The organism is Polynucleobacter asymbioticus QLW-P1DMWA-1 (genome assembly GCF_000016345.1).
Lineage (GTDB): Bacteria > Pseudomonadota > Gammaproteobacteria > Burkholderiales > Burkholderiaceae > Polynucleobacter > Polynucleobacter asymbioticus.
Genome location: NC_009379.1, coordinates 1,391,347 through 1,411,596 on the forward strand (window position 1 = coordinate 1,391,347; position 20,250 = coordinate 1,411,596).

Here is a 20,250-nt window from a genome sequence, read left to right on the forward strand (position 1 = left end):
TCGCTTTACTTATAAACCTTCAAAGTAGCTGGATCATCATCCAAACGTCTTTTTAAATTACGCATCTGGCCTGCAGATCCTGGGTTATTGGTAATGAAGTTTTGATCGGCCAAATGCTTGCGAACGTCTTCAGCTAAATCAAGAGAAGCTAACTTCATTAACTTTGCCATGCTGGGCTTAAAGTTATTGTCTTTGCCGTCAATGCGCACTTCTTTGCCATCGCCCGATGCGATGAAAGAAGCAACAATTTGATTGGTTTGGGTATCGACCACATTAAAGTCCACTGTTACTTCTAGGGCGACTTGCTGAGAGGTAGATTTAGTGCCAGGAATATCATCCACATTATCAGTTACCGAAATTTCAGCTAAGACACCATACAGAACATAGTTAGCATCACCAAAATCACCAGCCTTAATCCGCTTAACGATATCAAAATACTCATCACCTTGATTGGGAACTGCGACTGATGGTTTAGCTTGAACTACTTTATAGCCAGACTTGATCAAAAGCCCGCGGATGGGATTGGCCAAGTAACGCAGTTCGCCGTATTCAACATTTGATTGGTAGCCAGACTTCTTCTGGGTCTGAGTATTCGCACTCGAGGCAGTCGAAGAGCTATTTGATACCGCAGGATCTTGCGCGGGAGTTGGAGGCACAGCTGTTCCTGGCGCTGTTGCACTGGGGTCAGCCAGATTGGTAAATTTCACAGGCAGGGCTGAAGAGTTGGGACCACCCGTCAAAGCAGAAGCGTTCGCTTTGTCTGCATCTACTTCAATGACTTTTGGAGTAATGACCGAGTTCGTGTTGTTATCGCTAGTGGTTCTGGTTTCTTCAATGTAAGTGAGGTTCTTACCTTCTTTTTTGAAGTAAATATCCGTGACGGCAATCGATTTCGATTCCGTCTTCAGTGCTTCAGCATTAATCACAGGATTTTTAGGGGGGTCTGCGGGCACTTGTCCCACAATTGCCTGCTCAGGCTGGACTAGAGGCTTAGAGGCGCAGCCCAGAAGTAAGGCAAAGCTTGCGCTAGCACAACATAAAACCGTTAACTTAGAAATTTGCACTATGACACCTTTTTGATCATGTTGATCCATCAATTAACGCGTAGCCGTTTTACGAATTTCTTTTTCATCAGCCCACTCAATGAGGCCAGATTCATTATTGATGAGATTTAAATTAAACACGTAATAAACATCTTTTACGTCTTTATTGGTTTTAACAATGGATGCAATAGATCCTTCAATGCGGTATTGCGCACCCTGCATATTGCCAGTTTTAGAAATTGTGCTGTTCTTATAGAGGCCAGATTGATTTTGACGCTTCAGCTCTTCAGTTTGGTTTTGCATTTCAGAAACGCTTACTGCAAAACGGACCTGGCCACTCTTGAGCAATTGCGTGCGAATCTTATCGGTGATCACACGAGTATCAATGTATTCAGAGGTCTTGTTCTTCACATCAGCCAAAGTCACAATCGGGGCATCTTTACTGCCCGAGATGGCTTTAGATTGGAGTAATGATCTAGTCATCGCTTCAGCAATCATCTGAAGGTCTGTTGAGCCGTAGTCCGCGTTCACAGTTTCAACTTGCTTGGCATCACCATAGCGCACCTGTGGACCAGAGCAAGCAACCAACAAGCCCATAGTCACGGAAAGTACAGAGAGACGGAAAGTTTGATGAGAAATTTTCATAATTAGTCTTTAGTGTGCAGTGATCATTTGTACTGGTTTAACTCAAATCGGAAATCGGTTGCATCTGGTGTTGGTGCAATTCCCATGATAACGGTGGTCTGTCCTTTGCCTATTGTTACTGGCTTCCAAGCTTCTTCATCGGCGACAGTCATACCATTTTGCCCGAGCCATTTAAAACGGTAGGCTACGAGGTTTGATTTACTGTCGTTTTGAATGGTAACTTGTGCAGTTAATACACCGTTACGTGTAATGCTACGCATATCGGTAATTTGGATACTGTCGGTATCACCCATTCTTACCGTCATCTCTTTCATGGAGGGATTAGAGCTACAAGCTGCTAATGCCAAGGTCGTCAATATGATGGTGAGGTATTTTTTCATCCGAATTCTCTCTTAATTAAAAAGCTGCTGAACACTATTGAGCAAACTAGGGGGCTCATAAGGCTTCACCCCTTCCATCTTACCGCTAGCAGGGTTTGGAATGGGCTCTACCGGGGTAGTTGTTAAAGGTGCCTCTATAAGAGTGGGCTTAGCAGCAGAAACCACCTCTGTTGTCGGGTTAGGAACGGGTGCTACAGGGGTGGTAGGCGCTGCTTTTACAGGTAGTGCACTTGGATCATTAGAAACTAGAACAGTCGCTTTATTTCTGAACATGCGGATATACACGACGTTATATCCGCCAACCAAATTAATCGTCTGACTTTGAACAACCCCTGAAGGCAATGTGAATTTCAGCACATTTGCACCAATTGGTAACCCCATTCTGGCCATATAAGTCTGGGCGGGCAACGTAGACCAGTGGCGGACATCGGTAACATTAATCGCTTGCAGACTATACCCAGTAATCATGGATGCTATTGCTCCAATAATAGCGGCAGTAGGGTTGTTTTGATTGTTGTGATTATTGCGATTAGCTGCCTGTTGGGCTGCGCGATCTGCTGCATATTGAGCGGCTAAAGATGTCAGCGCCCTCGATGAGGCTCTTAATACATAACCAGGCATTTCATCGCTTAGATTTTTTCTTGCCATTGCCTCGATATTTGCAGCCAACTCTGGATTAGCTACTTTATCGCCTATCTGAACTTGGGTTGGCGTATATCGCTCGGTAGATCTTTCAATCACCGGGAAAGTCAGAGTGACTAACTTTCTGCTTCCGCCAATGGCAAAGGACTGACTAATTTGTTGGGGAACAATTTTTGGCAAATAACCAGTATCGATAATGATCAAAGTATCGGCAAAACTTTTCTTACTCTGGTTGGCAATATTGGAATCCAATTTAGCAATGCTGGTTTTAAAAAAGTTGACTGATGGGCGTAATTCGATTGCCAAGCGATAGCCTGGCGCTGCCAAGCTGGCTTCTCCCTGTGATTCATGAATAAAGCCTGACAAATAGTAGGCTGCAGGGTTTTGATAAGAATTCTTGAGACTGCGAGTTTCTGGATCATCCAATAAATTAATGGGGTAGCCACTAATTTCTTGGATACGACTTGTAGAACCTTGAGTTTGTGGATTAGCCTGCTGCTCTTGTTGAGCTTGAGTAACTGCAGATACTTTACTTTGAATCAGTTGTTCAATCACTTTTTCTCGCTGAGCCATTTTCTTGGCCTCCACCATCGCATCACTCCAATTTCCTTGAGAGAGATGATTCAATGCGAGCGTTTGACTTAAGAGTGTAATTTCATAAGGCTTGGGATCGTAGTCACTACTAAAACCTTCAGATAAAAAATAAGCGCTGGTATTAAAGAATGAGCGCTTTAACTTTTCCTGCGTGTCAATTTCCCATTGATCTACTTGTTGATCTGCAATGCGTAAATTTTTTGTGCTGTTGGGAATTTGAGATGTTCCCTGCAAACGTTGAACTTCACCCATCTCAAGGTAATAGAGGGTGTTTTTGTCTTTAAAGGCGCTTTCAATCGCGTTTGCTGAGCCTTGCAAATCTCCATTCTTAAATTGCTCTTTAGACTCATTCATCTTGATCTGCTGGGTTTGCGTTGCGCAGCCAGTAAGCAAGCAAATCGCCAGAATGCAGCTGAATTTAGCTAAGTCTATTGCTGAAAATTTAAGCAAATTGGGTAATCCCAAAGGAAGGGTGCTACTCATACCGTATATAACGCCCCAAGAAGGACTAGGCTGACAAGAAAAGAGGTGTTTACTGATCTAATTTTGCACCGGATTGCTGAACCACCCTACTCCATTTAGCTGATTCCATCGCAATCAACTGAGAAAGCTCTTTGGGACTTCCAGGGGCTGGTTCCAGACCGCCGGCCAACAGACGCGCTCTAACATCGGGATTGCTTAATGTGCGGCGAGTTAATTGATTTAATTGATTCTGAATTACTGGGGGTAAATGGGCTGGCGCCATTAATGAGAACCAGGAAACTGCCTCGAAACCGGGTAGCCCCTGCTCGGCAAAAGTGGGGATTTCAGGGGCAGCTTGAGAGCGCTTTAAAGTAGTCACCCCCAAAGCTTGCACCTCACCCGCTTTAATCAAAGGCAAGGAGGATGACAAGTTATCAAAGAGCATCGAAATGCGTCCACTGATAACGTCGGGCAAAGATTGCGCCCGCCCCTTGTATGGAATATGACGAATTTGTATACCCGCCATTTCTTTAAACAATTCACCCGACATGTGCAGCGAAGTGCCAACACCCGAAGAGCCGAAAGTGAGTTGATTGGGCTTTGCTTTAGCAAGCTCAATGAGTTCATGTAAATTATTGACACCCAATTTCTTATTCACAATCAGTACATTTGGTGTGCTTGCCAAAAAACTAATCGGTGTGAAGTCTTTGACTGGATCAAAAGACATTTTTTCATACAGCGATCCATTGATCGCATGAATACCTACTGTACCAATGAGTAAGGTATAGCCGTCTGGCTCACTCTTGGCTACTAAATCCGCACCAATATTTCCACCGTAGCCGGGACGGTTTTCTACCAAGACTGCTACCCCTAGGGTTTGCTGCCAGCTTTCCGCCAATACTCGAGCCAAAATATCTGGGGCACCGCCGGGAGTAAAGGTCACAATAATTCGAATGGCTTGCTTGGGCCAATTAGGAAGGCTTGGCGGCTTGCTTTGAGCATGGGCAACCAGTACCCCTGCAGCGATAAACCAAATCAGAGCAAAGCGTTTAATCGCTTGAGTAAGTTGCATCATATTGAAGCCCAATCAGGGATTGAGCGGCAGAACTTTAAAAACCAAATCGTGAGCGCAACCAAAGCCACCCATCGTATTTGACTGGGTCATCAGCACAAGGACCAAAGCCGCACTCTAGTAGTGTAGAGAGTAGATTGCCGAACACTAGCAAAATAAAAATAATCACTAAGGCATTAGCAAACCAGGTGCGTGAGCGCACCTCACGATTAGGCAGCATTAACAAAATGGCTTGGCCAGCTAATAAGCCCATATAGCCAACGAAAGCCCAAGTATAAAAATGCAACTCTAGAAAAGTAGCGCCGAATCCTTTATCGCCAGGAAGAATATGTAAGAAAACCTGGCGTAGAGAAACCGTCATACCTACAAGTCCACCCAAAATGGCCCAGCCGTAATGCGCAGAGTGAGCACCACAACGAATATTGAGTACCAAGGCAAATCCAATAATGACAAATCCAACTCGCTGCATTAAGCAAAGCGGGCAAGGCAATTCACCAAAATAGAGTTGATCAACAAATGCATAAGACAGGACGCCAATTACCGCCAACAAAGCCAGTTGATTGCCAAGAGCAGCGAGCGATGGAAATGAATGTCTACTCACGATATTGCTTAGAGACTGATATTGAGATGTGATGTGGCATGAAAGCGGAACCAAATCATGAGAATAGCTACCGTAATTGCCAAGACTGTCAGGCCCGCCAAGCGCTTCTCAAACCAGACCAAGATCAGTCCGATAAAAGCAGTCAGAAAAGGGAGAAACATATACATATCAGAATTCTAGCGCAGGATGCCTTTTCCTCTAGCAAATTCAGAAATCAGGGCCTAGAGAATGGTCTTTTGACTATGATTAGAATGCATCTATGACTACCCAGCCCACTCCACCCTGTCTTGAGCTTGAGATCAGCAGGAAAATTGCTCACATCACATTTAATAATCCTGCAGCACGTAATGCCATGACTTGGCCTATGTATGAAGAGCTTAAGGATATTTGTGACTCAATCGCCAAGAACTCAGAGATTCGGGTAGCCATCTTTAGAGGCGCCGGAGATAAAGCTTTTGTATCTGGAAGTGATATTCAACAATTCGTAGACTTGCAAGAAGATGAAGCCTATGAGACTGCAGTTGATAACATTTTTCATTCTTTACAACACCTGCCTATTCCCACCATTGCCCTAATAGAGGGTTTGGCAGTTGGCAGCGGTTTATTAATTGCAACCGCTTGTGACTTCCGAATCTCTACACCCGAAGCACGCTTTGGCATTCCAGTTGCACGTACTCTAGGAAACTGTTTGTCGCCGAGTAATCTCGCATGGATAAGTGCACACCTGGGCATTCCGATGGTGAAAAAAATGCTGCTCACTAGCGAGTTGATTAAGGCGCCAGAACTTCTGGTAACTGGCTATCTCTATCAAACCATTGAAGCTTCAGAGATATCTCAAGCAGCTGATGCTTTAGCCCAGAAGATGGCTGCACTAGCCCCCATTACTCAAAAGGCCAGCAAACTCACTTTAGCGCGCATATTACAAAACAACTTACCTGACTGTACGGATCTCATGCGTGAGACCTATAACAGCAAAGACTTCAAAGAAGGTGTTAATGCCTTCCTTGAAGGGCGTCCACCGAAATGGACTGGCAAATAGGACTGCTAAGCTTTGAAAGCCAATTACTTGGAATTCATGCTGCGGTTACTCAACCTACCCTTAGTTAGCTGGATTGCCATTTCCTTGTGATTGGAAATAGTCAAAGAGAGACATCACTTCTTTGGCATAGGCATGAGCATGGTGCTGAGCCCTCTTATTTGGAGATGTTGTTCTTCCACCTAAGTTGTAAGCTACAACTGCCAAATAATTATCATGAAATTGGGCTTCTTGTACCTTGAGATAAGTAGCCCCCGCCTCTAGATTCATCTCTGGATTTTTGAGTTGCTCTTTGCTGAACCCTAACTTGGATGCGGTGGCCGGTAATATTTGGACCAGCCCGACAGGGCCTGAACGTGAGTGGGCGCTGTCATTAAAGTGAGACTCAATACCGACTACTGCTTTTAGTAATAAAGGATCAATGCTAACTTTATCCGCAGCTTCATTAATGCTATCAGTCCAGCGCTCCATATTGGCTTGTATTTGTGCGCAATGCCGATCAGGCTGCTCATTGCGCAAGCACTTCTCTATATAAGAAGCCTTAGCCAAGGTGCTACTGAGGATGAGAAATCCCCCGAAGAAAACCAAGGCGACTCTATAAGGGACTTTAGAAATAATCATCGCGATATGGGGGCTGATTGGCGTCTAGAGCAATCTAGCAATCAATAGAATTACTGCGGTTGATTTAAGAATTGCACAACGGTATTTACATAGAGCACTGGCACTTCAACATGAGGAACGTGACCCACATTGTCAATTGGCACTAGGGTTGCATTCGGAATTACTTTCTGAGCTTTTTTTCCTAACTCCGGAAAGTTGCCTAAAGATTTGACCGCTTCGGGGGGTGCAAAGCGCCTTCCGAAAACGGTGCGGTCTTGTTGTCCAATAATTAACAGTACCGGCATCTGAAGAGAAGGTAAATCGTTCACAACTGGTTTTTCAGCGATCATTTGATAAGTTAAGACTGAAGTTTGTGCGTAAGCAGGATAGTCCGGCCCTTTTTGTACGCGTACATAAACCTCTACAAACTTCTCATACCCTGACTTCCAATTGGGAAAGTAGCTTTGTAGAAAGCGTCGATAACTCGTTTCTGTTTGAGCCATTTCCAGCTTTAATAAATTGTCATTATCCTGGGGAGGTATATCTTTGCTGTAATCCTCTAAACCAAGTGGATTTTCAAGTACAAGCTTTTGTACTGTTTGTGGATAGAGCCTGGAAAAGCGAATGCCCAACATGCCGCCCATAGAATTAGCAATGACAGAGACATGATTAATCTGCAGAGCATTCAATAAAGCCTTGGTATTGGCTGCCAAGTTATCAAAATGATATGAAACATTCGGCTTGGATGATTTACCAAAGCCAATTTGATCTGGGGCAATGACTCTATAGCCCGCCTGCGTTAAGCCTATGATAGTGGGGGCCCAATAATCACTTGAGAAATTCTTTCCATGAAATAACAGGACCACACCCCGTTGCTTACCGACCGCCTTTACATCCATATAAGCCATCGTGACAGCCTGCCCTTGCAAACGAGTCTGAAATTCTTTTACAGGATAGGGGTAAGGCAAATTACTGAGACGCAAATCTAAAGGAGCTGCATCTTTATATAAACTTGCAGATACAGTATTAGAAGGTGGCTCTGTGCTTGCGCATGCCGCCAATATTAGCGGCAGCGCACAAGCAATAAGAATGGCTCTAATGAAGGACATGCTGGCGTATTAAATTACGGTGATTGTTAAATTCGCCAATCCCTCAACACTGCCCTCTAAAACATCACCCTTTTTCACGGGACCAACACCTGCTGGAGTTCCAGAGAAAATCAAATCTCCGGGTTCTAGAGTAAACAGAGTAGATAAGTAAGCAATCGTATCTGGCACATTCCAAATGAGTTGATTGAGATCGCCTACTTGGCGCTCTTCACCATTGACTAATAACTTCACCGCACCTTTACTTGGGTGACCGCACTGACTAGCAGGTGTAATCTCACCACAAGGGGCAGATTGATCAAAGGCCTTACCCGTATCCCATGGACGGCCCATCTTCTTTGCTTCGCCTTGTAAGTCGCGTCTTGTCATATCTAAACCGACACCGTAACCATATACGTGATCGAGCGCCTGATCTGCGGGAATATTGGAACCACCCTTACCAATTGCTACTACCATCTCGATTTCATGATGAACGTCTTTTGATAAAGCAGGATAGGCCATATTTTTTCCATCCGTCACAATGGAATTGGCTGGCTTCATAAAAAAGAATGGCGGCTCTCGGTCTGGGTCATGACCCATCTCTCGCGCATGATCAGCGTAATTGCGACCAACACAGTAAATTCGATTCACGGCAAAACGTCGCGCATCACCAGTGACCGGCAAGGAGATTTGTGCTGGTGGCTCGATTACATATGCTGAACTCATAAAAACCTTTCTGTGAAATTCAATATTGCTTTATTTACGATGATTAGAAGTATGACGCAATTTCAATAACAAGATACTGAGAGCTAAAGCAAAGGTCAAAGCATTAGCCACAATTAAGGGCCATTTCTCAATAATGAGGCCATAGACTAGCCATAAGCCAACCCCAACTGTAAATAAGAAATACATACCCAAAGAGATTCCCGATAGGTCACGAGTACGCCACGACTGGATTGCTTGCGGCAAAAATGCAATCGTAGTTAAGAATGCAGCGCAATAACCGATGATTTCAATATGGTGAGGTTGCAAATTAATGGGGAAATTCATAGGTAAATTGTAGTTGGCTAACGTCCAATTTCATTGATAATGGACAAGCATTTAAACCTATAAAAAGAGATCATGAGACAAATAATTACCCAATGGATTGTTATCGCCCTGTGCGCTACAGTGATGTCTACCCCCGTATTTGCGCAAAGCAGCAATGCGTCCATCAAAAATTATCCAGATAAGCCGATTCGTCTGGTCATCCCCTACCCCCCAGGTGGCGCGACTGACGTGATTGGGCGGATCATGGCTCAAGAGCTTTCCAAAACAATTGGTCAGCAGGTTATTCCAGATAACCGTGCAGGAGACAGCGGCAATATTGGCGCTGATATGGTTGCCAAATCCCCGGCAGATGGATATACCCTACTCATGGGTGCTCTTACATCACACTCTATTAATGCCTATTTAGATAAAGACAAAATCAAATACAACCTAGAGAAAGATTTCACCCCAGTTGCGATTGTTGGTGTAGTGCCATTGGTATTCGTTGTAAATCCTTCAGTACCCGTGAAGAATATGAAGGAGTTCATTGCTTACGCTAAAGCCAATCCAGGAAAGCTCACCTTTGCCTCTTCTGGTGCTGGCGCACCGCAGCGACTCGCCATGGAAATGTTTCGCTATCAACTAGGCCTTGATCTGCTTCATGTGCCCTATAAAGGTAGCGGTCCGGCAATGACCGATTTGGTAGGCGGCCAAGTATTGTGTATGTCAGAAACCGTACCCGCAGCTTTGCAATTTATTCAAGCCGGTCAGTTAAGGCCATTGGCAGTAACAACAGCCAAGCGTATTAGCCAACTTCCTGACGTGCCAACGGTGACTGAGGCAACTGGTCTACCTAACTTTGATGTTGTCAGCATGTTTGGGATTGAAGCGCCTGCTAATACGCCTAAGCCCATCATCGATAAACTCAGTAGTGATATCAAATTAATCTTGCAGCGTCCGGATGTACAAGAGCGCATGCTTGCTGCTGGTGTCTATGTGAACTACTTAAATCCTGCAGAATCTACCAAGCGCATTTCTCGCGAGCTCACCATGTGGAACAAGGTCATTAAGGATTCAAATATCAAACCAGATTAAGCTTAATCGCTACCGTCTTAGAGAGATAACTGCTTAGCAAGATCTTTAAAATCGCTCGCATGGTAATCCACCCAATCTTCTCGATGCATGTCATCACGTTGATGGGTGGGTCCAAACTCTTTGGGGCGCTCTATAAAGGCAGTTTGTAATCCCAAGGCATGGGCTGCCACTAAATCATCCTTATGTGCAGCAACTAGCATCACTTCTCCTGGCTTTACATCAAATGTAGCAGCCACCCCCAAATAGGTTTCAGGGTCAGGCTTGTAATGCCGGAAGACTTCGGCAGATAGAATCAAATCCCAAGGTAAGCCTGCGTTCTTAGCCATATTGGCCAAGAGACTTAAATTGCCATTCGACAGAGTCACAATCGTGAAATGTTGCTTAAGCTTACACAAGCCTTCAACTGAGTCTGACCATGGCTGCAAGCGGTGCCAAACCAAATTGAGATCAACTTTTTGAGCTTCGTTGAGCGAATGAATGCTAAATTGATCGAGAACTTGGTCAAGAATTAGCCTATGCAAATCATCTATCTTGGTCCAACCCAATTCGCCTGAGCGCACTCTAGCCATAGCAGGCTTATAACCATTTCGCCAGGCGCTCGCAAATACATTAGGATCAACTGGTATTTTTAAGCGAGCTACTTCAGCAGCAATCGAGCCATGCCAATCGACTACCGTTCCAAAGACATCAAATGCGAGTACCTTAGGAAGTAGTTTGTTAGAAAGTAAATTTGTATGCATAAATATTATTCAGCCTCTATTTTGGCTTGCTGTGCAACCTGTTCCCATTTTTTCTTTTCAGCAGCAATGAATATTTTGGTATTAGCTGGTGTATCACCAACCGCCCAACCACCAAGATCTTTCCAGCGTTGCTTGATTTCTGGAGTTTCAAGCGCCTTCTTTACAGCAACATAAAGTTTGTCAATTACTGGCTTTGGGGTACCTGCTGGAACGAATAAACCAAACCATGCAGTGACTTCAAAATTAGGAAAGCCCGATTGCATCATCGTAGGCACATCTGGTAATTCTGCAACTCTGTTTTTACTAGTAACTGCCAATGCCCTTAGCTTACCCGCCTTGATATAGGACATTGAACTCGGCAAGTTATCCACCATCATCGTCACTTGACCGCCCAGTAGATCGGCAAGAGCTGGGCCTGCGCCCTTGTAAGGTACGTGGATTACATCAATTCCCGCCTGTAAGCGGAGCAATTCGCCTGACATGTGAATTGACTGACCCCGACCAGATGAGGCAAAAGAATACTTACCTGGATTAGCCTTAGCCATTGCCACCAATTCGCCCACAGTCTTTGCCGGAAAATCAGAGTTCACCACCAAAACATTGGGATTAGCAATCACGATGGTTACAGGCTCCATATCTTCCATTTTGTATGGCAAGTTTTTATAGAGGCTGTAGTTAATTGCGTTGGGTCCAATATTGCCCATCGCCATCGTGTAACCGTCTGGTGGGGCAGCGAGTAATGCTTGAATACCAATAATACCGGCGCCGCCTGCTTTGTTTTCGATGATGACGCTTTGACCCAACTCTTTACCCAAGATATCAGATAAAGCTCGAGCAGAAATATCTGTTGTGCCACCTGGTGATGCAGTAACAATAATTTTGATTGGCTTATTTGGAAATGGTGCGGCAGCATTCACTGCTTGAGATATAAATGGCAATAATGCCAGCGCAGAAAAACTCATCACGCAAGCGCGCGTCAACGCATAAAAGCTAATCATAAGTGTCTCCGACTAAAGTCTGTAATAGTTATATTTGGGTTTTATAACCCATTGACTCAATATTAAACATATATTGAGGATTGTGCGCAATACCCGAGTACTGACTTTTCCTAGTTCAGCGGAATAGAGAAAATTGCTTTTAGGGTGAGAGAGTCAGTGCTATTAGAAAAGCCCTTCCCCACCCCGGCCTGAAAAGAGATGGGGTTACCCTCGTAGTACATCATCAAAAAACCCAGTTGCTGGGTATTTTGATAATTAATGGGCTGGCCAAGTTGATTGACATTGGAGTAATACTCCACGCCCAAGGCTAATTCGGGTAAAACCTCACGGGATAAACGTGTGGCCGTACTGTAATAAGGTGATTGATGAACATAGGGCTGTGAAAGCGGCATCCCAACAACGGGATTGAAAGAAAATAACCACTCATCAAAGTGCTTGCCAATAATAAAGCGAGCTTCGCTGTTATATCTGGATTCCTCAAATTGCGGCTGAACGTTAGCAAGTTCAATATTCAGTCCCGCAAAAAAACTATCGCCCTTATCTTCTCGTATCGGAAGCCATTTCATGCGAACTTTGGTTGCGGCATATTGAAACTTACTATTGTAGTTAACGTAAGCAATATAGAGCCCGGCCTCTAAATCATGGCCGAGGCCATAGGCAAACTCGGGAGTGACGCGAGTACCGTTATTGTTCGTAACTTCACCAGGATAAGACGGCGTTTGAATTCCGTTTGGGGTATTGTTTACATGAAGCTCTAGGCTAGCTTTACCCTTGTCGTTGATCTCATCATCGTAAACCTGAATCTCATCCTGCAACACCGCCATAGAGATTGAGGGAGTGAACAACAAGCATCCTGATACCAGGACTAACTGCAGAATTCGTCTTGGCAATAAAAAGGATGGGGGTGCTAGCTTCTGCATGATGCAGAAGTTTAACAATTATTGCGTTTTCTTGACGCGCTCACTCCACAACTGCCATGGGCGGTTGATTGTCTTTTCAATCGTTTCCTGCGCGATGACTGCCTCGCCTGGTGTGAGGTATTGAACTTGTCCCATCTTCATTGCTTCAGCCTGGATACTGGCGTTCTGAATGGCATAAACAGCTCTAAATACCGCCTTTTTAATAGAATCTGCTCCTGCTGCGTACCCATGACCGCGCATCAAGACAAAGTACTGCAAACCCATGGTTTGCGACAAATCATTACCCAACTCAACATTGCTGATAAACATATCGGTATCTGGGTTTGGCTTAGCAAAATTCCGAATCTCAAAAATAGGAGCGCCCTCACCTAAAAATGCGCTCATGTGATAGACCGGCTTTAAAGTTGTCCCCGTCAATCCGTATGTTAGGGTGGATGCTGCATGGCCATGAATAACAGAATTAATATCGGGACGGTTTTTAAGAATACCGCTATGAATAAAGCGCTCGCCATAAGCAACTCGTGTATCCCCATTCAGAGCTTTGCCATTCATATCAAACTCCATGATGTCGTCCACCTGCACGACTGAAGGGGCTACACTCCTGGCCAAAAAGAATGTGTTTGGGTTGGTTGGATTACGCACACTAATATGACCATAGCCATCAACAGCATTCTGATCATACAAAATATGGTTTGCTAAAACTAGCTCTTCAACTGCAGCCTTGACAGCAGGATTTTGCTCCATTTGCTCTTGGACGCTTGCAGCATGGGTATGTGTAACCATCAAAAAAACTGCAAGGCTGAATAATCGCTTCATTTTTTTACCTAATACATTATTAAAATTAAAAGAGAACAAAATCATTACTCAAATAATGAAAGCCATCGTGATGATGGCTTTCATTGCTACAGTTAGATACTGACTGCTTACTAGTAAATCTATTTAAGCAAGGGTGAACTTCAACTCGCCCAACTTCTCTACAGAACTCACCACTTTATCGCCCTTTTTCAGCCAGACCTGCTTATCTTTTGGCATACCTGCTATTACTCCTTGTGGAGTGCCTGTAAAGACAATATCACCTGGCTCTAAAGCCCAATAGGTGCTGATATACGAAAGCATCTTTTGTGTGTTGTGAATAAAGTCAGATGTATTCGAGTTTTGACGTAACTCACCATTCACCCAGGTTTTTACCTGAAGATTATTTGGATTACCCACCAAATCTCCAGTCACAAAATAAGGCCCGATAGGTGCATATTGATCTAAGGTTTTTCCAATCATCCACTGACCACTCGGTAACTCCAACTGCAAGTCACGAGATGAAAAGTCATTTGAAGTGCAGTAACCGGCAACATAATCAAGGGCAGCAGACTCAGGTACATTACGCATCTGTTTGCCGATCACGATTAAAAGCTCAGTTTCATAATCAAGCTTATAAGATACTGATGGTGGTGGGATTTGTAACAAGCAGTTATGCGCCGCCAAACTATTGTTGTACTTATTAAATAATGGTGGCACGCGAGGATGGACCATTCCCACTTCGTCTGCATGGGCGCGATAGTTCAAACCAACACAAACAATCTTGCCAGGGCTCTTAAACAAGCGGCCAAAAGTAATATTGGACTCCTGCAAATAAGGTACGCCAGATTGATCTGCGCTAGCAACCACTTTGTTAAATCCCTGGGCATTACCTTCTTGCAGTAATTGATCCAAAGTGACAGGGGCTGCAATTTTCATTTTCTTTGCTACTGCCCTTACATCAATTACGCCCTTAGGGGTAACAACACCGAGGGTCTCTGTGCCATCAGCATTCATGATGGATAGAATTTTGCTATTTTTTACCATTTCACGTGGGCCCGTATAAACTTCGCCACCCCACACAGAAGTGGGATGAGCAGATGCTTCTTGCATCACACCCATAGTAGAGGCCGCAACTAAACCAGCGCCAGCTGCTGAAGCAGTTTTCATAAATTCACGACGAGAACTCATCCTAATCTCCTAATGTTGTTATTTGTTTTAACTACAAAAGGCATATTACTGCAGCTATTTATGCGGTGGTGCAGCAAATAGGAGGAATGACTAACCTAAGCCAAAGAAAATTGCGGTTCGGTAGGTGATAAAGGAGGCAAGATAAGCCAAGCCAAACAAGTAACTCAACATAATGACCGGTATTTTCCAGCCACCGGTCTCGCGTTTGACCGCAGCGATTGTTGATAGGCATTGGGGAGCAAAAACGAACCATGCCAATAGGGAAAGGGCTGTTGCTAGAGACCAGCCTGAAGAAATCAGCGGGATGAGGGCGTCAGCAGCATCTGCTGTAGAGCTAGATAAGGCATAAACCGTTGCTAATGAACTCACAACCACCTCTCGTGCGGCCATCCCTGGAACCAAAGCAATACTGATTTGCCAATTAAAGCCAATGGGCGAGAAGATATGCACTAAGCCCTGCCCCAACATGCCGGCAAAGCTATATTGAATTGGGGAGAGTGTGGCACCTTCAGGCGGAAGTGGGAAGCTAGATAAAATCCAGAGGCCCACGGTCATAATCAGAATGATGCCTCCGACCCGACGCAAAAAGATTTCTGCACGCTGCCATAGGCTGATTGCCAGATTGCCTAAGCGCGGTAAGTGGTAACTAGGCAACTCCATCATCAGGGCATTCATCCTGAACTGCTCGCTGGTAAAGCGCTTCAAGATCCAAGCTACTGCCATGGCGCCCAAGATACCCGCCAGGTATAGTAAAAATAAAACGAGTCCCTGCAAGTCAATTCCCAGCCATAGCTTTTGTTCTGGGATAAACGCAGAAATTAATAAGGCATATACCGGTAGACGCGCTGAGCAAGTCATCATTGGCGCAATCAGAATGGTTACCAAACGATCTCGCGCATTCGAGATGCTTCTAGTAGCCATAATTCCAGGAATTGCACAGGCAAAGCTCGATAGCAGCGGAATAAAGGAGCGGCCAGAAAGTCCAACCGATCCCATCACGCGATCCAATAAATAAGCCGCCCTTGGAAGATAGCCAGACTCTTCGAGCAACAGAATGAAGAAGAACAATATCAAAATCTGGGGCAAGAAAATTACTACTCCACCAAGGCCAGCCAAGATGCCATTGATGAGCAAACTACGTAACCATATATTGGGCAAGACTTCGCCGATTTGAGTGCCAAGGTATTCAACGGAGGTCTTAATCAATTCCATTGGAAAGGTGGCCCAACTAAATACTGCCTGGAAAATGCAAAATAGAAGGGCAACCAAAATGATGGGGCCAAAAACGGGATGCAGCAAAACCGAATCTAGGCGATCAGTGAAATGATCGGGAATGATTTCATCTAAATGCAAGTTCTGCAAAATTCTTTGTACTTGAACGTTGTCAGATTCAGAATGCGCGATATGTGAAGCCACATTTTCTAAGGTAGCATCTGAGGTGCCGGTACGTAAGCTATTGAGATTGCGCCAATCCAACTGCGAGAGATGGGCTTTGATTTCATCCGCACCATTCGATTGAATGCCAATACTAGTCAGGACAGGTAGGCCTAACTCATTAGAAAGCGCCTCAGTATCAATCTGGAGCCCTTGACGCTTGGCGATATCCAGCATATTCAACACGACAATACAAGGCAGACCAAGGCGCTTTGCTGCAAGAACTAAGCGAAGATTGCGTCGCAAATTCATGGCGCTCAAGATGCATAACACTAAATCAGGACGTTTCTCCCCTTCCGCCCTACCCAACAACACATTACAAGTAACGCGTTCATCCAAAGATCTTGGGTAAAGACTATAGGCGCCTGGTAAATCCAGAATGCGAATATTTTTTCCTGAGTCGAGAGCAAGACGGCCCTCTTTGCGTTCAACCGTAACGCCAGAATAATTAGCGACCTTTTGACGACTACCAGTCAGCAAATTAAATAGGGCTGTCTTTCCGCAATTGGGATTGCCCAATAAAGCGACCAATGGCTCATTAGAAAAAAAATGGACTTTTGATTCAGACATGCGTTATCGGTTCGACCTCGATCATGCGTGCTTCAGATTTGCGTAAGGCAAAAGTAGAGGCGCCTATGCGGACCAAATACGGACCTTTTTTAAGTAAGCCTTTGCGCAATAAAGTGACCTGCTCACCCGGAAGAAATCCAATATCTTCCAGCTGCCCCTTAATTTGCGGAGCACCTTTGGGCGCATTTACCGTGCAAACGCGGTAAATGGCATCTAAATCAACCTGGTCCAAATGCATGGAGGACTGTCACTTTTATCAATTAATAGGAACGATTCTCATTATATACTTTATAATTGAGAATAGTTCTCATTTACAAAGCACCTTAAGTACAGCCAACTACATGATCTCACAAGGAAAATTTGAGGTTTTGACCTACCGCAAGGATTCTTACAGATTCGGCATCAATATCAATTTATGCCTACTGAAAGGTCTACTTGTGACCCTTTTTGTCCTGTGGACTTTCTTGTCTGCACATGCAGAAGCTCCGGTGAGCGACACACCAATCCTACTTGCAGTGGCACCTGTTAGTGATCAGCCAGAAATAGATGCACCTAATGCAGATGAAGGTGAAACTGAGCAATGGAGTATTCATGGTCAGTCTACGTATATTGTTCAGCAAAAAAATAATTTCAATTCACCCTACTACGGACAAAATAGTCTTTTAAATAAATCTGAAGGGGGTGGCGGGAAGAGCTACACCTTCAGCGCAACTGCTTTCTTGGGGGCAAGACTTTGGGAAGGCGCAGAAGTCTATTGGAATCCAGAGATGTTTGAGGGAACCCCCTTTAACGGACAACTTGTTGGCTTGGGCGGATTTCAGAATGGCGAGTTGCAGAAAGGATCTTATGCACCGCCTATCTATTACACTGCCCGCGCATTTATTAGACAAACCTTTGGGCTTGGCGGCGGTAAGGAGCATATTGAAGGCGCTCCAAATCAACTGGCAGGCAACGTAGATAAAAACAGGCTTGTAGTGAGCTATGGCAAGTTTGCAACTTTAGACTTTTTCGATCAAAACAGCTATAGCCATGATCCTCGTACCCAATTTCAAAACTTTGCCATTTTTTCCATGGGTGCCTATAGCTATGCTGCAGACAGCAAGGGCTATACCTATGGTGTTGTAGCTGAGTGGTATCAAGAGGACTGGATCTTAAAAATGGCTCGCTTGGCAATGCCAACTATTCCGAATACCGCTCAGCTTGATTACAGCTTGACCCAGGATTATGGAAATCAGATTGAATTAACTCATGAGCATGAACTTTGGGGTAAAGCTGGCGCGGTGCGTGCACTCTACTATCAACAGCATGCTTTTATGGGCAACTACCAAAGTGCTGTAGATATTGCCCAACAAACTAACTCCACCCCCGATATCACCAATACTCGTCTTGCCGCCCAAAGCTCTTGGGGATATGGCCTCAATTTTGAACAGTCCATTTCAGAAGACATTGGGGTATTTGGTCGTTGGAGCTGGAACCCAGGCAACTCGGAAACGCAAACGGTTGACATTAGCCGCTCTTTGTCTGGTGGCGTCAGCATTAAAGGTGCTAGCTGGTCGAGACCTAACGACTGCGTAGGCCTAGGTTTTGCGGTGAACGGAATCGCCCCAATTCAAAGGACCTATCTGCAACTGGGTGGCATGTCCCCTTTTATTGGGGATGGCAACCTGAGCTATAAAACAGAACAAATTCTTGAAACCTTCTATAGCGCCAAAGTGTATAAAGAACTCTATATTTCAGCGGATTACCAACGCATAGCCAATCCAGCCTATAACTCAGCACGTGGCCCAGTGAATTTCTTTGGATTAAGAGCCCATATAGAGATGTAAGATATGGGTGTCTTGTTCACTAGAGCACCTATTTCATGTACCTGCCGAAACACTTTGCAGTCATAGAGCCAGCCTTACTAGCACAGCTAATCTCTGAGTACCCACTTGCTACATTGGTTGGAAATCTAGATAGCCATCTGGAGATTAATCATCTGCCCCTCATGTTAAGCGCAGACAAAACTAAACTTTATGGTCATATCGCCAAAACGAATCCACTATCAAAAATTGCTACGAGCAAGGCTACAGCAGTAACAGCAGTATTCAATGGTCCAAATGCATATGTCACCCCCGCTTGGTATCCATCCAAAAAAGAAACCGGGAAAGTAGTGCCAACATGGAACTATGCAGTAGTTCATATTGAGGGCAATATTAAATTAATAGAAGATCCTCAGTGGCTTAGAAGTCATGTGGCGCAGATGACCAATATTCATGAGCCCACCTATCAATCTGACTGGAAGCTCGATGACGCGCCAGAGGAATATGTGCAGATGATGCTTAAGGCCATCGTAGGCATTGAGATAGATATTCAGAATATAGTCGGAAAATTTAAGCTCAGCCAAAACCGTCCAGCCGAAGATTACGCTGCAGTTGTAGATGAGCTAAAGCAATCTCCACAAGAAGCGCTTCATGAGATGCTCAAATACATGAAGCCCAATTAAAACGGTTAAGGAGTGGTGTAACCGTATTTTCGTAAGATAGCTTTAGCGGTTGAGCCCTGCATAAACTGATAGAGCTCAACAGCCTCAGTAGGAGCACCCTTCATCAAGACCATTCTCTGCTTAATAGGCTCATACAACTGATCACTTAAAGGCAAGTAATTGGTATCTCTGGATACTTCCGCAGACTTTGCAAGAGAAAGAGCGGTAAAACCCAAGTCAGCAGCACCAGTAACAACATAGGTCGTTGCAAGACCAATGTTATCGCCATAAACCAACTTACCCTTAGCTAATTCCCATAGCCCTTCTGCTTTCAAATACTCAACAGCAGCTTTTCCATAAGGAGCCAATTCTGGTTTAGCGATAGCAATCTTATTGGCCTTATTTATTGCCTTAACTAAAGATGCTTTATCACCATCTAGCAGAATGCCGCTTGAATTTTTTGTGATGATCGCCAATTTGCCGATGGCATAAACCTTGCCCTCATCGACCGTTTTGCCATTCTTATATAACTCCAATGGAAAATGCTCGTCTGCGGAAATAAATAGATTGAATGGGGCTCCATTCATGATTTGCGCCGTGAAATTACCGGAAGATCCGTATACAACCCTTATCCCCGGCTTACCTGTTGCTTGAAATACTGTAACTATCTCGCTGAATGCATCTTTCATATTGGCTGCGACAGCAACGGCCGGACTCTGCGCCAAGGCAATATTGGCAAATAAAAGCAAAAAGGATAGGTAAGTGAGGAAGCGTACAGATTTCATTGGGACAATTCTAGTGGATAGATAAAAAAATCGACCCTAATTAGGGTCGATTCTCTATAAACTTGCTACCTC

The 20,250-nt window shown here is 44.5% G+C and carries 23 protein-coding genes; 4 read left to right on the forward strand and 19 right to left on the reverse strand.

Annotated elements, in window-relative coordinates:
* Window positions 1-5: 5 nt before the first annotated feature.
* The 7 genes from PNUC_RS06880 to PNUC_RS11010 form a co-directional block, all read right to left on the reverse strand.
* Window positions 6-1,094 (reverse strand): hypothetical protein, encoded by a 1,089-nt coding sequence (locus tag PNUC_RS06880; RefSeq protein ID WP_011903151.1) that lies wholly within the window; start codon window positions 1,092-1,094, stop codon window positions 6-8.
* Between the two features lie 3 nt (window positions 1,095-1,097).
* Complete coding sequence (gene lpoB, locus PNUC_RS06885) at window positions 1,098-1,688, reverse strand: penicillin-binding protein activator LpoB (protein ID WP_011903152.1); 591 nt, start codon at window positions 1,686-1,688, stop codon at window positions 1,098-1,100.
* A 23-nt stretch (window positions 1,689-1,711) separates the two neighbouring features.
* Window positions 1,712-1,993, reverse strand: coding sequence for a YcfL family protein (locus tag PNUC_RS06890; protein ID WP_223245987.1), 282 nt, complete (start codon window positions 1,991-1,993; stop codon window positions 1,712-1,714).
* An 87-nt stretch (window positions 1,994-2,080) separates the two neighbouring features.
* Window positions 2,081-3,787, reverse strand: a complete 1,707-nt coding sequence (locus PNUC_RS06895; RefSeq protein ID WP_011903154.1) for a COG3014 family protein — start codon at window positions 3,785-3,787, stop codon at window positions 2,081-2,083.
* 49 nt (window positions 3,788-3,836) lie between these two features.
* The gene (locus PNUC_RS06900; RefSeq protein WP_011903155.1) at window positions 3,837-4,841 is read right to left on the reverse strand and encodes a tripartite tricarboxylate transporter substrate binding protein; all 1,005 of its coding nucleotides are present in this window, start codon (window positions 4,839-4,841) and stop codon (window positions 3,837-3,839) included.
* A 34-nt stretch (window positions 4,842-4,875) separates the two neighbouring features.
* Window positions 4,876-5,439, reverse strand: coding sequence for a disulfide bond formation protein B (locus PNUC_RS06905; protein ID WP_011903156.1), 564 nt, complete (start codon window positions 5,437-5,439; stop codon window positions 4,876-4,878).
* 8 nt (window positions 5,440-5,447) lie between these two features.
* Window positions 5,448-5,606, reverse strand: coding sequence for a DUF5993 family protein (locus PNUC_RS11010; RefSeq protein WP_155763319.1), 159 nt, complete (start codon window positions 5,604-5,606; stop codon window positions 5,448-5,450).
* A gap of 92 nt (window positions 5,607-5,698) precedes the next feature.
* Here PNUC_RS11010 and PNUC_RS06915 point away from each other — a divergent pair, with 92 nt between their 5' ends.
* On the forward strand, window positions 5,699-6,478 hold the full coding sequence (locus PNUC_RS06915; protein WP_011903157.1) for an enoyl-CoA hydratase/isomerase family protein: 780 nt from the start codon (window positions 5,699-5,701) through the stop codon (window positions 6,476-6,478).
* 60 nt (window positions 6,479-6,538) lie between these two features.
* On the opposite strand, the gene PNUC_RS06920 is transcribed toward PNUC_RS06915, so the two are convergent.
* The 4 genes from PNUC_RS06920 to PNUC_RS06935 are packed head-to-tail and all read right to left on the reverse strand — an operon-like array spanning window position 6,539 to window position 9,210.
* Window positions 6,539-7,096, reverse strand: coding sequence for a lytic transglycosylase domain-containing protein (locus PNUC_RS06920; protein ID WP_011903158.1), 558 nt, complete (start codon window positions 7,094-7,096; stop codon window positions 6,539-6,541).
* Window positions 7,097-7,146: 50 nt separating this feature from the next.
* Window positions 7,147-8,184, reverse strand: coding sequence for an alpha/beta fold hydrolase (locus PNUC_RS06925; protein ID WP_011903159.1), 1,038 nt, complete (start codon window positions 8,182-8,184; stop codon window positions 7,147-7,149).
* Window positions 8,185-8,193: 9 nt separating this feature from the next.
* Window positions 8,194-8,886, reverse strand: a complete 693-nt coding sequence (locus tag PNUC_RS06930; RefSeq protein ID WP_011903160.1) for a fumarylacetoacetate hydrolase family protein — start codon at window positions 8,884-8,886, stop codon at window positions 8,194-8,196.
* A 30-nt stretch (window positions 8,887-8,916) separates the two neighbouring features.
* Window positions 8,917-9,210 carry a SemiSWEET transporter gene (locus PNUC_RS06935; protein ID WP_011903161.1) on the reverse strand — a complete coding sequence of 98 codons (294 nt, stop codon included), beginning with the start codon at window positions 9,208-9,210 and terminating at the stop codon, window positions 8,917-8,919.
* 72 nt (window positions 9,211-9,282) lie between these two features.
* Between PNUC_RS06935 and PNUC_RS06940 the strand changes: the two genes are divergently transcribed.
* Window positions 9,283-10,284 carry a Bug family tripartite tricarboxylate transporter substrate binding protein gene (locus PNUC_RS06940; protein ID WP_011903162.1) on the forward strand — a complete coding sequence of 334 codons (1,002 nt, stop codon included), beginning with the start codon at window positions 9,283-9,285 and terminating at the stop codon, window positions 10,282-10,284.
* A gap of 17 nt (window positions 10,285-10,301) precedes the next feature.
* Here the strand turns inward: PNUC_RS06940 and PNUC_RS06945 are convergent, their stop codons facing one another.
* From PNUC_RS06945 to PNUC_RS06975, 7 genes are all read right to left on the reverse strand, one after another.
* Window positions 10,302-11,024 carry a haloacid dehalogenase type II gene (locus PNUC_RS06945; RefSeq protein ID WP_011903163.1) on the reverse strand — a complete coding sequence of 241 codons (723 nt, stop codon included), beginning with the start codon at window positions 11,022-11,024 and terminating at the stop codon, window positions 10,302-10,304.
* A 5-nt stretch (window positions 11,025-11,029) separates the two neighbouring features.
* The gene (locus PNUC_RS06950; RefSeq protein WP_011903164.1) at window positions 11,030-12,022 is read right to left on the reverse strand and encodes a Bug family tripartite tricarboxylate transporter substrate binding protein; all 993 of its coding nucleotides are present in this window, start codon (window positions 12,020-12,022) and stop codon (window positions 11,030-11,032) included.
* A gap of 110 nt (window positions 12,023-12,132) precedes the next feature.
* Window positions 12,133-12,942 carry a hypothetical protein gene (locus PNUC_RS06955; protein WP_011903165.1) on the reverse strand — a complete coding sequence of 270 codons (810 nt, stop codon included), beginning with the start codon at window positions 12,940-12,942 and terminating at the stop codon, window positions 12,133-12,135.
* 18 nt (window positions 12,943-12,960) lie between these two features.
* Complete coding sequence (locus tag PNUC_RS06960; protein ID WP_011903166.1) at window positions 12,961-13,758, reverse strand: class II aldolase/adducin family protein; 798 nt, start codon at window positions 13,756-13,758, stop codon at window positions 12,961-12,963.
* A 123-nt stretch (window positions 13,759-13,881) separates the two neighbouring features.
* On the reverse strand, window positions 13,882-14,925 hold the full coding sequence (locus PNUC_RS06965) for a fumarylacetoacetate hydrolase family protein (RefSeq protein WP_048812132.1): 1,044 nt from the start codon (window positions 14,923-14,925) through the stop codon (window positions 13,882-13,884).
* A gap of 90 nt (window positions 14,926-15,015) precedes the next feature.
* Complete coding sequence (feoB, locus tag PNUC_RS06970; RefSeq protein WP_011903168.1) at window positions 15,016-16,929, reverse strand: ferrous iron transporter B; 1,914 nt, start codon at window positions 16,927-16,929, stop codon at window positions 15,016-15,018.
* The gene (locus PNUC_RS06975) at window positions 16,922-17,167 is read right to left on the reverse strand and encodes a FeoA family protein (RefSeq protein WP_011903169.1); all 246 of its coding nucleotides are present in this window, start codon (window positions 17,165-17,167) and stop codon (window positions 16,922-16,924) included. Before PNUC_RS06975 ends, feoB begins: the two co-directional genes overlap by 8 nt.
* A 199-nt stretch (window positions 17,168-17,366) precedes the next feature.
* Between PNUC_RS06975 and PNUC_RS06980 the strand changes: the two genes are divergently transcribed.
* Window positions 17,367-18,755 (forward strand): carbohydrate porin, encoded by a 1,389-nt coding sequence (locus PNUC_RS06980; RefSeq protein ID WP_161485404.1) that lies wholly within the window; start codon window positions 17,367-17,369, stop codon window positions 18,753-18,755.
* A 35-nt stretch (window positions 18,756-18,790) separates the two neighbouring features.
* A complete protein-coding gene (locus PNUC_RS06985) occupies window positions 18,791-19,414 on the forward strand; it encodes an FMN-binding negative transcriptional regulator (RefSeq protein WP_011903171.1) in 624 nt (207 codons plus the stop codon).
* Between the two features lie 5 nt (window positions 19,415-19,419).
* Here the strand turns inward: PNUC_RS06985 and modA are convergent, their stop codons facing one another.
* Window positions 19,420-20,178, reverse strand: coding sequence for a molybdate ABC transporter substrate-binding protein (modA, locus tag PNUC_RS06990; RefSeq protein WP_011903172.1), 759 nt, complete (start codon window positions 20,176-20,178; stop codon window positions 19,420-19,422).
* Between the last annotated feature and the right edge of the window lie 72 nt (window positions 20,179-20,250).

Bases quoted from the DNA above. Each gene is read 5' to 3' on its own strand.
- PNUC_RS06915 (WP_011903157.1), top strand. From the start codon at position 5,699: ATGACTACCCAGCCCACTCCACCCTGTCTTGAGCTTGAGATCAGCAGG.
- PNUC_RS06965 (WP_048812132.1), bottom strand. From the start codon at position 14,925: ATGAGTTCTCGTCGTGAATTTATGAAAACTGCTTCAGCAGCTGGCGCT.
- PNUC_RS06920 (WP_011903158.1), bottom strand. From the start codon at position 7,096: ATGATTATTTCTAAAGTCCCTTATAGAGTCGCCTTGGTTTTCTTCGGG.
- PNUC_RS06955 (WP_011903165.1), bottom strand. From the start codon at position 12,942: ATGCAGAAGCTAGCACCCCCATCCTTTTTATTGCCAAGACGAATTCTG.
- PNUC_RS06925 (WP_011903159.1), bottom strand. From the start codon at position 8,184: ATGTCCTTCATTAGAGCCATTCTTATTGCTTGTGCGCTGCCGCTAATA.
- PNUC_RS06945 (WP_011903163.1), bottom strand. From the start codon at position 11,024: ATGCATACAAATTTACTTTCTAACAAACTACTTCCTAAGGTACTCGCA.
- PNUC_RS06960 (WP_011903166.1), bottom strand. From the start codon at position 13,758: ATGAAGCGATTATTCAGCCTTGCAGTTTTTTTGATGGTTACACATACC.
- PNUC_RS06950 (WP_011903164.1), bottom strand. From the start codon at position 12,022: ATGATTAGCTTTTATGCGTTGACGCGCGCTTGCGTGATGAGTTTTTCT.
- feoB (WP_011903168.1), bottom strand. From the start codon at position 16,929: ATGTCTGAATCAAAAGTCCATTTTTTTTCTAATGAGCCATTGGTCGCT.
- PNUC_RS06900 (WP_011903155.1), bottom strand. From the start codon at position 4,841: ATGATGCAACTTACTCAAGCGATTAAACGCTTTGCTCTGATTTGGTTT.
- PNUC_RS06880 (WP_011903151.1), bottom strand. From the start codon at position 1,094: ATGGATCAACATGATCAAAAAGGTGTCATAGTGCAAATTTCTAAGTTA.
- lpoB (WP_011903152.1), bottom strand. From the start codon at position 1,688: ATGAAAATTTCTCATCAAACTTTCCGTCTCTCTGTACTTTCCGTGACT.
- PNUC_RS06890 (WP_223245987.1), bottom strand. From the start codon at position 1,993: ATGACGGTAAGAATGGGTGATACCGACAGTATCCAAATTACCGATATG.
- PNUC_RS11010 (WP_155763319.1), bottom strand. From the start codon at position 5,606: ATGTATATGTTTCTCCCTTTTCTGACTGCTTTTATCGGACTGATCTTG.
- PNUC_RS06935 (WP_011903161.1), bottom strand. From the start codon at position 9,210: ATGAATTTCCCCATTAATTTGCAACCTCACCATATTGAAATCATCGGT.
- PNUC_RS06895 (WP_011903154.1), bottom strand. From the start codon at position 3,787: ATGAGTAGCACCCTTCCTTTGGGATTACCCAATTTGCTTAAATTTTCA.
- PNUC_RS06985 (WP_011903171.1), top strand. From the start codon at position 18,791: ATGTACCTGCCGAAACACTTTGCAGTCATAGAGCCAGCCTTACTAGCA.
- PNUC_RS06975 (WP_011903169.1), bottom strand. From the start codon at position 17,167: ATGCATTTGGACCAGGTTGATTTAGATGCCATTTACCGCGTTTGCACG.
- modA (WP_011903172.1), bottom strand. From the start codon at position 20,178: ATGAAATCTGTACGCTTCCTCACTTACCTATCCTTTTTGCTTTTATTT.
- PNUC_RS06930 (WP_011903160.1), bottom strand. From the start codon at position 8,886: ATGAGTTCAGCATATGTAATCGAGCCACCAGCACAAATCTCCTTGCCG.
- PNUC_RS06940 (WP_011903162.1), top strand. From the start codon at position 9,283: ATGAGACAAATAATTACCCAATGGATTGTTATCGCCCTGTGCGCTACA.